This is a genomic window from Isoptericola jiangsuensis, assembly GCF_048320105.1.
Classification (GTDB): Bacteria; Actinomycetota; Actinomycetes; order Actinomycetales; family Cellulomonadaceae; genus Isoptericola; species Isoptericola jiangsuensis_A.
In genome coordinates, this window is the sequence record NZ_CP182942.1 from 2,743,972 (window position 1) to 2,755,962 (window position 11,991).

The following is an 11,991-nucleotide window of genomic DNA, read 5'->3' on the forward strand; positions in this document are numbered from 1 at the left end:
GTACGGTGCAGCCGGGCTCAGCCGCCGAACGCGACCCGCGCGTGGGCCATGAGGATCACCAGGGGTTCGCGGCGCGCCTCGAACTCCGGACCCTCCACCAGTCCCAGCGCGTGACGCCGGTGCAGCATCGCGAGCTCGGTGGCGGCCTGCTGGAAGTCCGCCATCGCCCGGGCCGCGCCCCGGCCCCGCCGGGCACGCACCTGCTCGCGGGCACGGCGCCGCCCGCCGAGGGTGCTCAGCATGACGACGTCGCGGTCGGTGACCACGCCCACGGCCGCGTACGGCGGCAGGTACGTCCGCACGAGCCCCACGATCCGGCGTCGGTCACGGTGGAGCACCACGGCCAGGCCGACCAGCACCGCCAGGCCGACGACGTACCCCCAGGCGAGGCCGCCGAGCCCGAACGACGCCGCAGCGTTCCACACGGCGTGCAGGCCGACGGCGCCGGCGAAGCCCGCGACCACCGGAGCGACCCGGCGACCCCGAGGTCGCAGCGCCGCGGTCGCCACGCCGATGCCGATCAGCGACGTGCACAGCGGGTGCAGCAGCGGGGAGACGACGCCGCGCAGCACGAACGTGGCGGCCAGCGCCCCGGGCGGCGCGAACGCGTAGTAGCTGATGTTCTCCACCGTCGCGAACCCGAGGGCGACCATGGATCCGTAGATGATCCCGTCCGTGGGCCCGTTGAGCTCCTGGCGCCGGAACCACAGCAGTCCCACCAGCACCGCACCCTTGGCCAGCTCCTCGACGACGGGGGCGCCCACCGTGACCGTCGCCAGCATCCCCGCCTCGGCACCGAGCAGCGGCGTCCAGAGCAGCTCGGTGCCCGCGGTGTTCACCAGGAGCGCCACCAGCACCGACACCCCGGCACCCCACCCGAAGGCGGTGACGAGGGCGTCCGGCGGCTCGGGCTCGAGACGGTCCAGGGCGAGGATGCCGGCGAGCAGCGCCGGGAGCGGGACGAGCGCCAGCACGACGGACGTCCCGATGCCGGAGGCGCCGCCGGCCAGCATGACGACGAGCGCGACCACCAGGCACACCGACGACACGGCGATCGTCACGACCGTACCGACGGACGGGCGTGCCGTGGGGCGTCCGGCGAGGATCGCCCGCGGGTCGAAGGTGGCCACGAGCAGGACCCTAGCGATCCGGCGCCCCGCCGGGCGATGAGTTCCGCCCGTCGGAAGGGTCGACCCCCGCATGACCCTCGTGATCTCCACCCTGTTCATCGCCCTGGACGGCGTCGTCGAGCCGGACGAGACCTGGCACTTCCCCTACTTCGACGACCGCGTGGGGGCCGCCGTGGCCGAGGACTACGCCGGGACCGACGTGCTGGTGCTCGGCCGTGTCACCTACGACAGCTTCGCCGGGGCGTGGCCCGAGCGGGAGACAGCCGGCGAGCAGGACGCCGCCTTCGCCGCCGAGCTCGGGGACCTGCGCAAGATCGTCGCGACGCGCGGCTCCCAGGACCTCGGCTGGCGCAACGTCGCCGCGTCGTCGGACGTCGTGGCCACGGTCCGCGAGCTCCGGCAGGCCGACGGGATCGACAAGATCCTCGTCGCCGGGTCGGTGAGCGTCGTGCGTCAGCTCCTGGCCGCCGACCAGCTCGACGAGCTGCGCCTGCTGCTGCACCCCGCCACCGCCGGTGGCGGGAGGCTGCGTCTGTTCGGCGACGACGCCGCGTCGCGGGCGTTCGCCCTCGTGGCGAGCGAGGCGCTCCCCACCGGCGTCGTGCGGCTCGTCTACCGGCCGGTCGCGGCACCCCCGACGAAGACGTCCGAGGACGTCGTCGCGCAGGTTCCCGACGCGCAGGTTCCCGACGCCCGAGGACCCCGCACGCAGGGATCCGACGCGCAGGTTCCCGACGCGCAGGTTCCCGACGCCCGAGGACCCCGCACGCAGGGATCCGACGGGCAGGGATCCGACGGGTAGGGACCCGGCCCGCAGGGACGACCGGGCGGCGGCCCTCAGGCCCCCGGGTCGGTGCGCCGCACGGCGACGATGGCGACGTCGTCCTCCCGCTCGCCGTCGTCGAACCGGTCCAGGAGGTTCCGGCACGTCTCGTCCGCGGCGAGCCCGGCGAGCCCGGCCGCCGCCTCCAGGAGACGCTCGATGCCCGCACGGAGGGTGGAGCCGCGACGCTCGACGAGACCGTCGGTGACCAGCACGAGCAGGTCTCCCGGTGCGAGCACCGTGCGGTCCACCGGGCGGACGTCCGGGGCCGGCAGGCCCAGGAGCCGCGACGGCGCCTTGAGCGACGTCGTCGTCCCGTCCTGGCGCACCACGACCGCCGGGAGGTGCCCCGCGTCCGTCGCCTCGAGCGCGCCCGTGGCCGGGTCGACGACGCACACGCACACGGTGACGAGCTCGGCGTGGTCCTGGCGCAGCGAATCGCTCAGGAGGTTGAGCGCGCGGCCCGCGTCGTGGCCCTCGCGCAGGTACGCCCGCAGCGTCAGACGCACCTGCGCCATCACGGTCGCCGCCCGCAGGGAGTGGCCCTGGACGTCGCCGATCACGACGGCCATGCGGCCGTCCGGCAGGCCGAACGCGTCGTAGAAGTCGCCGCCGACGTCGAGGCGGTCGTCGGACGCCTCGTAGCAGGCCGCGACGTCCAGCCCGGGCAGGTCCGGCAGCTGTGCGGGCAGCATCGCGTGCTGCAGGGCCGTGATGATGCGGTGCTCCTCGGCGAACGAGCGCAGGTTCGCCAGGGCGACCGACGTCGCCTCGACGAAGCGCCGGACCACCCGCTGGTCCTCGGCGGCCGGCGTCTCCTGGCCGGGGGCGACCTGCACGGCGAGCCCGCCGACGAGGTCCCCGGCGCTGTCGCGCAGCCAGACCGTCCACCACGCGGCGGGAGGGAGGGCGGCGCGGTCGATCAGCGGGCGCCACGCCGGCGGCACCTCGTCCGCCCGGAAGACCGTCTCGGACAGCGGGCCGGGAGGCAGCACCGGCGCGGTGCCCCGCCCGCGCACGAGCGGGGCGTCCGGCGCGACGCAGAGCGACCGCAGCACGGTCTGCGGCTCCGCGACGACCATCGCGATGACGGGACGCCCGAGCACGGCCGCGGCGCCGCGCGCGACCAGGTCGGCGGCGCGCTCCGGCGAGCGGGCCTCGTGCAGCGGGACCAGGGCCTCGCCCAGCGCCTCCAGCCGGCGAGCCGCGCGACCCATGCCCCGCTTCTCGGCGTGGTTGCGGCACAACGAGTCGATGGTGGCGAGGAACTCGGCCCGGTCGAGGGGCTCGGGCAGGTAGGCGTCGGCCCCGCCCTGCAGGCCGGCGGTGCGCGAGGCCGCGTCGATCGACGTGGCCGACACGTGCAGCACCGGGACCTGGGACGTGGTGGCGGCCTCCTTGAGGCGTCGGCACACCTCCCGGCCCGGGACGTCCGGCAGGTTCACGTCGAGCACGACGGCGTCCGTCGCGGCGGTCGCCAGGGTCAGGGCGGCGCCGCCCGTCGACGCCTCGACGACGTCGTACCCGGCGTTCCGCAACCAGGTCGCCATGACGTAGCGGTGCGCATCGGTGTCGTCGACGACGAGCACCGTGCGGGGTGTCGTCAGGTTCGTCACCGGTCCGGCCGCTCCTGGTCCTGCAGGGCTGCCACCAGCGAGGGGCGGTCCATCCCCGACTTGGGCAGGAACGCGAAGGGCCCGGCCTGGTCCGGGACCTCGGGCGGCGGCCCGCTCGACATGAGCACGGCGGGGATCGCCGGCTGGGTGGCGCGCACCCGGGAGAGCAGGGTCGCCCCGTCGATCCCGGGCATGCACACGTCGAGGACGACGGCGTCGGCCGGGCCGTCGCGCAGCAGCGCGAGCGCGTGGCGAGGGTCGTGGGCGACGCTGACCTGAGACGCCTCGTCCCTCAGGAATCCGGCGACGACGGCGCCGAACGCCCGGTCGTCGTCGACGACCAGGACGTGCCCGAGCGAGGGCGCGGGTGCCGCGACGGGCACGGGGGTCGGGGCGGCGCCGTCGGGAGCCGTGCCGTCCGTGCCGGCACCCGAGACCGCCGGGGCGACGACGTCGGGAGAGGCCTCGAGGGAGGGCAGCGTCACGGTGAACGTGCTGCCCTCGCCCGCCTCGGACCGGGCGACCAGCGACCCGCCGAGCGCCTCGGCCGTGCGCCGCGCGTACGGCAGGCCCAGGCCGGTGCCCCGCACGCTCGGCTGCAGGTGGTTGGGCACCTGGACGAACTCCTCGAAGATGGTCGCCACCTGGTCGGCGGGGATCCCCACGCCGGTGTCGCGGACGGTGAGCACGGCCCGCCCGACGTCGTCCGTCGTCGCGTCGAGGCGCACCGACCCCGCCTCGGTGAACTTCACGGCGTTCGTCAGCAGGTTGCGCAGCACGCGGGCCAGCAGGTCGCGGTCGCTGACCAGCGACACCCCGTGCGCGGCGGCCACGACCAGCTCCACCCCGGGGCGCGTCAGGGGTGCGATGGTGCCGCGCAGCTCGTCGAACAGGGCGGTCAGGTCGATCGGCTCGGGGGTGACGTCCTGGTGCCCGGCCTCCGCGCGGGCGAGGTCCAGCAGCTCGTCGACGAGCGTCAGGAGCGTTCCCGCACTGTCGCGGACGTAGGCGACCTGCTGGGTCTGGTCGCCGTCGAGCGGTGACTCCGCCAGGAGGGAGGCGAGCCCGATGATCGAGTTCACGGGGCTGCGCAGCTCGTGGCTGACGTTGCGCAGGAACCGGGACTTGGCCTCGTTCGTGGCCTGCAGCTCCTGGCTGCGTTCGTCGAGCTCGGCGTAGAGCGCGACGACTCCGCTGTTCGTCTCCTCGAGCTCCGCGGAGAGCTGGTCGTACATCGCCCGGGCGTGCCGGTTCGTCTCCTGCAGCTCGGCGTTCAGGCGCCGCAGCTCCTCCTGCTGGACGCGCAGCTCGTCGTGGGCGCGCAGGAGGTCGGCGTTCTGCAGGCGCAGCTCGTCGAGCGCGTCGGTGGCAGGCCCTGCCGAGACGGACCGGGCGAGCAGCTCCACGGCCGCGTCGTCGAGGCGCACGGACGCGCCGAGCTCGACGGTCAGCACGACGCGGCGGCCGTCCGCGGAGACCTCGACGGAGTCCACGAGGCGGCGGGCGGCGGGGAGGCCGCCGTCGGCGGGGTCGCCCGACGTCTGGAGCGCGGCGGCCGGACGCAGCTCGGCCTGCAGGCGGACCGTGCCGTGCCGCCGCGCGGTCCGCAGCTCGACCTCGACCGGCCCGACGTCGAGCGCGGCCCGCCCGAGCTCCGAGAGCGCGGTGGCCAGCCGAACCTGGGCGTGGGCGTCCAGGCCCAGCATGCTGCAGATCTCGCGGCCCGCCCGGCGCAGGGCGAAGAGGGCGGCGTCGTCCGTGAGCACCGTGGAGAGCAGGGTCGTCATGCGGCCTCCCAGACCGGCAGGACTGCCACGCAGGCGTCGTCGGGTCGGACGGCGAGGTCGCGCATGAGCACGCCCGCCACCACCAGGGGGACGTGGGTGGCCAGTCCCGGGTAGGCGCCGAGGTCGACCCGGTTGGTGAGCCCGTCGCTGAACAGGGTGACGACGTCGCCCGGGGACACCGGCAGGGCCGTCTCCTGCAGGGAGGGGGCGTGCGACCCGGCGATGCCCGGCTGGCTGAGCAGGCTGCGCGACCGCGCGCCGTGCAGGGTACCGGCGATGTTCCCGAGCCCGGCGTGGTGCAGGGTCGACCCGCGCAGCTGGGCGATGGCGACGGCGGCGCCCCGCGTGCCGCCGAGCGCGCGGTGGACGTGACGCAGGATCGTGGCCGGCGTGTCGAGAGGCGCGTCGAGGAACGTGCGGACCGCGGCCTGGGAGGCCGCCGCCGCCAACGGCCCGTGACCCAGCCCGTCCGCCACCATGAGGGTCCGCACGCCGTCGTCGTCGCGCTCTGCGTGGGCGTCGCCGCACACCTGCTGCCCGGTCATCGCCCGGGTGATGCCCGTGGTCCGGTCCAGCCCGGGAGCTCCGCCCGGGGACGAGAACGACGCGGCCACGACGGTCCCGAGGCCGGGCGAGGACCAGGCGTCCCACGCCGTGGTGAGCCGGGGCAGGGTGCCGAGGCCGATGCCGAGCGTGCCCCGTGAGGACACGCCGTCGCGCATCGCCGCCGTGACGTCCCGCATCCCGGGGCCGCCGTCGACGGCGAGCACCTCCAGGGCGGCCGCCGACGCGGACCGCTGCACCCGGATCAGCACCGACCCGCCGCCGGCGTGACGCGTCTGGTTGGTGGCGAGCTCCGACACGACCAGGCCGATCTCCGCGGCACGGGACTCGCCGAACCCGAGGTGCAGCGCCGACACGGCGGCAGCACGACGCACCCCGCCCACGGCCGACGGGTGGTCGAGGGTGTACCAGGCACCGTTCTCCAGCACCCGGCCGGGTTCCTCGGGGTCGACGACGCCCGTCATCTGGACCAGGTCGCGATCTCGACGCGCGTGCCCAGCCCGGGAGTGGTGTCGATGGAGAAGTGCTCGACGAGGCGTCGCGAGCCCGACAGGCCGAGGCCGAGGCCGCTGCCGCTCGTCCAGCCGTCGGTGAGGGCGAGGTCGAGGTCCGCGATCCCCGGACCGGAGTCGGAGAAGACGCAGCGCACACCCGTGCGACGGGCGTCGCTCACCAGGGTGACGATGACGTCACCGCCCCCGCCGTAGACGAGGGTGTTGCGCGCCAGCTCGCTGGCGGCCGTGACGAGCTTGGTCTGGTCGACGAGGGTGAGCCGGGCCTGCTGGGCCACCGTGCGGACGAGCTGACGGACGTGGACGATGTCCGAGTCCGTGGCGATCGGCAGCCGCTGAGCGGTCGCCGGCAGGACGGTCGTCATCCTTCCTCACGTTCGACGGCGCGGAGCAACACCTGTTCCGCGGACTCTTCGGAGGGGGCGACCAGGGCCAGCCCACGGTCGACGTCGAGCGCGGTGCTCACGCCGCCGAGGGACAGTCCGAGCTCGACCATCGTGATGGCCACGGCCGGGCGCATGCCGACGACGACGGTCCGCGCGTCGAGCACCCGGGAGATGGCGGCCACGGACGCGAGCATCCGGCCGATGAAGCTGTCGACGATCTCCAGGCCGGAGATGTCGATGATCACGCCGCGCGCACCGGTCTGCGTGATGCGGTCGGCGAGGTCTTCCTGCAGCTGCAGCGCGGTGTCGTCCTGCAGGTCGACCTGGATCGACACGAGCAGGGTGGACCCGATCTTGAGGATGGGGACGGCGTCGGTCACGCTGACGTCCCGAGCGCGGCGGTGCGGTTCCCGGAGCGCAGCGCGTCCACCAGGGCGTCGGCCAGCGAGGCGCGGGTGGTGATGTCGCCGAACTCGATGCCGAGAGCCACGATGGTCTGCGCGATCTGGGGGCGGATGCCGCTGATCGTGCACTCCGCGCCCATGAGGCGGGCCGCGACGACCGTCTTGAGGAGGTGCTGGGCGACCTGGGTGTCGACCGCGGGGACGCCGGTGATGTCGATGATGGCGTGCTCGCTGCCGGTCTCCACCAGGGTGTTCAGCAGCTTCTCCATGACGACCTGGGTGCGGGCCGAGTCCAGCGTGCCGACGAGCGGCACCGCGACGATGCCGTCCCAGATCTTCACCACCGGCGTGGACAGCTCGAGGAGCTGTTCCGCCTGCTCGCTGATGATCGCCTCGCGCGCGGCGGCGAAGGACTCGAAGGTGAACAGGCCGAGGTCGTCGACCAGGCGCAGCAGGGCGCTGATGCCGTCGCCCCGGACCGCCCCCAGGGAGTACAGGCCCTCCTTGAGGGCGAAGACGGCCACGGCCGTCTCCCGCGGCGTGAAGCCCAGCCGGGCCCGCGCGGAGGAGACGTCCGCGAGGATGCCGCGGAGCTGGTCGAAGGCCGGGGTGTCGAGGGCGACGCTCCCGGCGTCCAGCCCGTCGACCAGCGCTTCGTAGATGTCGGACTGCTCACGCTCCAGCTCCCCGCGGGAGGTGCGTCCCCGCAGCTCCGCCGCGGCGGTGTCCAGCCAGACGGCGCGCACGGCCTCGGCGTTGTCGCGGAGGGTCGAGGCGAGGGCATCAGGGGCGACGGTCGTCATCGCGGGACTCCTTGCTGGAGCGGGGGGTTGCGGCGGCCGTCTGCTCGACCGCGGCCCCAGTGTACTGACGCGGGCGACCTCCGAATGTCCGCTCTGTGAATTCTCTCCGTGGCCGGCCGGCGAGCGTGAGAGGCCTCCTGCCGTGCGGCAGGAGGCCTCTCGACGACGGTGCTGGTCAGGCGCGGTGCGCGCGGTAGTACTCCACGAGCCGGCGGGTGGAGGAGTCCTGGGAGGCGAGGACGTCGCCGTCGCCGGACACGGCGGGCGCGATCTCCAGCGCGAGCTTCTTGCCGAGCTCCACGCCCCACTGGTCGAAGGAGTCGATGCCCCACACCACGCCCTGCACGAACGTGATGTGCTCGTAGAGCGCCACGAGCTGACCCAGGACCGACGGCGTGAGGGCAGGCGCCATGATCGACGTCGTCGGGCGGTTGCCCGAGAAGGTCCGCGCGCTCACGAGCTCCTCCGCCGTGCCCTCGGCGCGCACCTCGTCCGCCGTCTTGCCGAAGGCCAGGGCCTTCGTCTGGGCGAAGAAGTTCGCCAGGAACAGCTCGTGCACGTCGGCGCCCGGACGGACGTCCTTGCCGTCCCCGGCGGCGTCGACCAGGGGGTAGGCGGGCGTCGCGAAGGCGATGAAGTCCGCCGGGATCGTGCGGGTGCCCTGGTGGATGAGCTGGTAGAAGGCGTGCTGGCCGTTGGTGCCGGGCTCGCCCCAGAAGACCTCGCCCGTCTGGGACGTGACGGGCGAGCCGTCGGCGCGCACCGACTTGCCGTTCGACTCCATGGTCAGCTGCTGCAGGTACGCGGGGAACCGGTGGAGCTGCTGGGCGTAGGGCAGGACGGCGTGGGTGTGCGCGCCGAGGAAGTTGACGTACCAGACGTTGAGGAGGCCCATGAGGGCGGGCACGTTCTGGTGCAGGGGGGCGGTGCGGAAGTGCTCGTCCATCGTGCGGAAACCGGCCAGCAGCTCCCGGAAGACGTCCGGGCCGAACGCGATCGCCAGTGACGTGCCGATCGCCGAGTCCACCGAGTAGCGACCGCCCACCCAGTCCCAGAAGCCGAAGGCGTTGGCGGGGTCGATGCCGAACGCCTCGACCTTGTCCAGGGCGGTCGAGACCGCGACGAAGTGCTGCCCGACGGCGGACTCGCGGGCGGCGTCGGAGTTCTCGATCGCACCGGCGGCGGTCAGCGTCTCCCAGAGCCACGCACGGGCGAGACGCGCGTTCGTCAGGGTCTCCAGCGTGCCGAAGGTCTTCGAGGCGACGATGAACAGCGTCGTCTCCGGGTCGAGGTCCGCCGTCTTCTGCGCGACGTCGGTGGGGTCGATGTTCGACACGAAGCGCGCCTCGAGGTCGTCGCGACCGTACGGCTTGAGCGCCTCGTAGACCATGACCGGCCCCAGGTCGGACCCGCCGATGCCGATGTTGACCACGGTGCGCACCGGCTTGCCGGTCACGCCCGTCCACTGGCCGGAGCGGACCTTCTCGGCGAACGCGGCGACCTTGTCGAGCTCTGCGGCGACGTCGGCGTCCACGTCCTGGCCGTCGACGACGAGCCGAGGCTCCGTGCCCGGGGCGCGACGCAGCGCCGTGTGCAGGACGGCGCGGTCCTCGGTGACGTTGATGTGCTCACCGGTGAACATCGCCTCGGTACGACCCGGCAGGTCGACCTCCTCGGCGAGGCGGACCAGCAGGTCGAGGGTCTCGTCGGTGGCGAGGTTCTTGGACAGGTCGACCAGGAGGTCGCCCGCGGTGCGGCTGAGGCGCTCGGCGCGGCCCGCGTCGGCGGCGAACCAGCCGCGCAGGTCGCCGCGGAACTCGCGGTGGTGGCGTTCGAGCTCGGCCCAGGAGGACGTGGCGGTGGCGTCGACAGGGGTGGTCGTCATGGTCCCTACGGTAATGACCCGCGCCCGCGCGTGCGTGGCCGTCCGGCGGTCGGTCACGTGTTTTCTCCTGCTGTGGCGGCATTCGTCCCCCGGTGTCAGGATCGAGGCGGTCGGCCCGCGACGGGACGCGACAGCACGCGGCACGAGGAGGACTGCGCAGATGGCAATTTTCACGGTGTGGAAGTTCGAGGACACGGAAGGTGCGGCCCGTGCCGCCCAGATCGTCAAGGACGCCGCCGCCGACAACCTGGTCACGATCATCGACCACGCGGTCGTCGAGTGGCCCGAGGGCGAGAAGCAGCCCAAGACCCACGGCATCAACGACGACGCCGCCAAGGCCGGGGGATGGGGTGCGCTGTGGGGCCTGCTCATCGGCGCCCTGTTCTTCATCCCGGTCGTCGGGGCCGTGGCGGGTGCGGCGATCGGCGGGCTGAGCCGCGCGCTGTCCGACGTCGGCATCCGCAAGGAGGACCTCGAGGCGATCAAGTCCGAGATCGTCCCCGGCACCTCCGCCCTCTTCCTGGCGTCCGAGCAGGGTGACGTCGACCGGTTCCGGGAGCGTCTGCACGGCATCAAGGCGACCCTGGTCAGCACCAACGTCTCCGACGTCGAGAGCCGTGAGCTCCGGGAGATGTTCGGCGCCTGAGCGCCGTCCCCGCACGTCCCGCACGTCCCCGCACCCCCCGGTCCGCACGGACCCGGGGGGTGCGTCGTCGTGGGCGTCCGGTGCACCTGCTGCGTACCTGCTGCGTACCGTCGAGGACGAAGGTGCCGTCGTCGTCCGGCGTGGTGAACGGGCGCCGCGGGCCGGTTCTGGCGAGGATGGTGCGATGGCACAGAACGATCTGGATCTCCTGACCGGCGAGGACGCCACCGAGCTGCTCGCCACCGCCGTGTCGACGGCGGGCGGGGAGCTCGTCGACTGGTCGGTCCGGCAGGTGGACCACCGCCCGGGTCGTTCGACCACCGTGGCCTACCGGGCCCGCGTCCGCTGGGCGAGCACCGGGGACGGCGCCAAGGTCCGCACGGAGACGCTGGGCGCGTCCCTCGGACGACCGGGCGACCAGAAGGTGCCCGGCGTGCTCACCCTGGACGACGGCGAGCACGCGGTCGCCGTGTGGAGGTTCCCCGGCGATCCCGCGCTGCCCGCGCTGGCCACGGCCTACGACGCGTCGGCCGTCGCCGCCCTGCTCGGCGACCTGGGCGTCCCCGAGGTCGCGCGCGGTCCCGTCACGCTCAAGGTGCGCGCCTACCGCCCGACCCGGCGCGCCGTCATCGAGGCCAGCACCCCGGGTGCCCGGGTGTTCCTCAAGGTGGTCCGCCCGGACAAGGTCGACGACCTCCACGCGCGGCACGCCCTGCTGGCGAACGCGGGGCTGCCCGTGCCCAAGCCGCTGGGCCGCAACGCGGACGGACTGCTCGTCATCGCGCCGCTGGCGGGGGAGTCGATGCGTCACGCGGTGCGCGACGGCGGCCCGGTCCCGAGCGCCGAGGAGGTCGTCACGCTGCTGGGCCGCCTGCCCGACGCCGTCGCGGACCTCCCGCTGCGGACCTCGTGGAGCGAGAACGCGGCCCACTACGCCTCCGTCATCGGGGCGGCGCTGCCCGCCGAGGCGGACCGGGCCGCCCATCTCGCCGAGGCGATCGCCGCCCGCATCGCCGGCCAGCCGGCGGACCAGCCCACCCACGGGGACCTCTACGAGGCGCAGGTGATGCTCGACGCCGGGCACATCACCGGCCTGCTCGACGTCGACTCCGCCGGTCCCGGTCGCCGCGCGGACGACCTCGCCTGCCTCGTCGCGCACATCGAGACGCTCTCGCTGCTGCGGGGCTGGGACGAGCCGCGCCTGCACGCCCTGGCCGTCCGGTACGCCCGGGGTTTCCAGGACGTCGTCGACCCGGCCGAGCTGTCGGCGCGCATCGCGGGGGTGCTGCTGTCCCTGGCCACGGGTCCGCACCGGGTCCAGGAGGCGGACTGGCCGGCCCAGACCTCGAACCGGCTCGACGCCGTCGAGCGCTGGTTCGCCGGGATCCCCGGCTGAGCCCTGGGCCGGTGGAACCCCGCGTCAGCGGGTGAGCCC

At 74.0% G+C, this 11,991-nt stretch carries 11 protein-coding genes; 3 read left to right on the plus strand and 8 right to left on the minus strand.

The features are described from left to right. Nucleotides 1-17: 17 nt before the first annotated feature. On the minus strand, nt 18-1,130 hold the full coding sequence (locus tag ACNHYB_RS12580; RefSeq protein ID WP_418275678.1) for a PrsW family intramembrane metalloprotease: 1,113 nt from the start codon (nt 1,128-1,130) through the stop codon (nt 18-20). Between the two features lie 70 nt (nt 1,131-1,200). Between ACNHYB_RS12580 and ACNHYB_RS12585 the strand changes: the two genes are divergently transcribed. Continuing rightward, nucleotides 1,201-1,932, plus strand: coding sequence for a dihydrofolate reductase family protein (locus ACNHYB_RS12585; protein WP_418275679.1), 732 nt, complete (start codon nt 1,201-1,203; stop codon nt 1,930-1,932). Nucleotides 1,933-1,967: 35 nt separating this feature from the next. On the opposite strand, the gene ACNHYB_RS12590 is transcribed toward ACNHYB_RS12585, so the two are convergent. The 7 genes from ACNHYB_RS12590 to pgi form a co-directional block, all read right to left on the minus strand. Beyond that, nucleotides 1,968-3,569, minus strand: a complete 1,602-nt coding sequence (locus tag ACNHYB_RS12590; RefSeq protein WP_418275680.1) for a SpoIIE family protein phosphatase — start codon at nt 3,567-3,569, stop codon at nt 1,968-1,970. Next, complete coding sequence (locus ACNHYB_RS12595; protein ID WP_418275681.1) at nt 3,566-5,356, minus strand: ATP-binding protein; 1,791 nt, start codon at nt 5,354-5,356, stop codon at nt 3,566-3,568. Before ACNHYB_RS12595 ends, ACNHYB_RS12590 begins: the two co-directional genes overlap by 4 nt. Next, nucleotides 5,353-6,384 (minus strand): ATP-binding SpoIIE family protein phosphatase, encoded by a 1,032-nt coding sequence (locus tag ACNHYB_RS12600; RefSeq protein WP_418275682.1) that lies wholly within the window; start codon nt 6,382-6,384, stop codon nt 5,353-5,355. The genes ACNHYB_RS12595 and ACNHYB_RS12600 overlap by 4 nt, the downstream gene beginning before the upstream one ends. Then, on the minus strand, nt 6,381-6,797 hold the full coding sequence (locus ACNHYB_RS12605; protein ID WP_418275683.1) for an ATP-binding protein: 417 nt from the start codon (nt 6,795-6,797) through the stop codon (nt 6,381-6,383). Before ACNHYB_RS12605 ends, ACNHYB_RS12600 begins: the two co-directional genes overlap by 4 nt. Beyond that, nucleotides 6,794-7,198: an STAS domain-containing protein gene (locus tag ACNHYB_RS12610; protein ID WP_418275684.1), complete on the minus strand. Its 405-nt coding sequence runs from the start codon at nt 7,196-7,198 to the stop codon at nt 6,794-6,796. The genes ACNHYB_RS12605 and ACNHYB_RS12610 overlap by 4 nt, the downstream gene beginning before the upstream one ends. Further along, nucleotides 7,195-8,025: an STAS domain-containing protein gene (locus tag ACNHYB_RS12615; protein ID WP_418275685.1), complete on the minus strand. Its 831-nt coding sequence runs from the start codon at nt 8,023-8,025 to the stop codon at nt 7,195-7,197. The genes ACNHYB_RS12610 and ACNHYB_RS12615 overlap by 4 nt, the downstream gene beginning before the upstream one ends. Nucleotides 8,026-8,200: 175 nt before the next feature. Beyond that, entirely contained in the window at nt 8,201-9,910 is a 1,710-nt protein-coding gene (gene pgi, locus ACNHYB_RS12620) for a glucose-6-phosphate isomerase (RefSeq protein WP_418275686.1), read from the minus strand. Nucleotides 9,911-10,070: 160 nt separating this feature from the next. On the opposite strand from pgi, the gene ACNHYB_RS12625 reads away from it, so the two are divergent. Continuing rightward, nucleotides 10,071-10,556 carry a DUF1269 domain-containing protein gene (locus ACNHYB_RS12625; RefSeq protein ID WP_418275687.1) on the plus strand — a complete coding sequence of 162 codons (486 nt, stop codon included), beginning with the start codon at nt 10,071-10,073 and terminating at the stop codon, nt 10,554-10,556. Nucleotides 10,557-10,740: 184 nt separating this feature from the next. Next, nucleotides 10,741-11,952 carry a phosphotransferase gene (locus ACNHYB_RS12630; RefSeq protein ID WP_418275688.1) on the plus strand — a complete coding sequence of 404 codons (1,212 nt, stop codon included), beginning with the start codon at nt 10,741-10,743 and terminating at the stop codon, nt 11,950-11,952. Nucleotides 11,953-11,991: the final 39 nt, after the last annotated feature.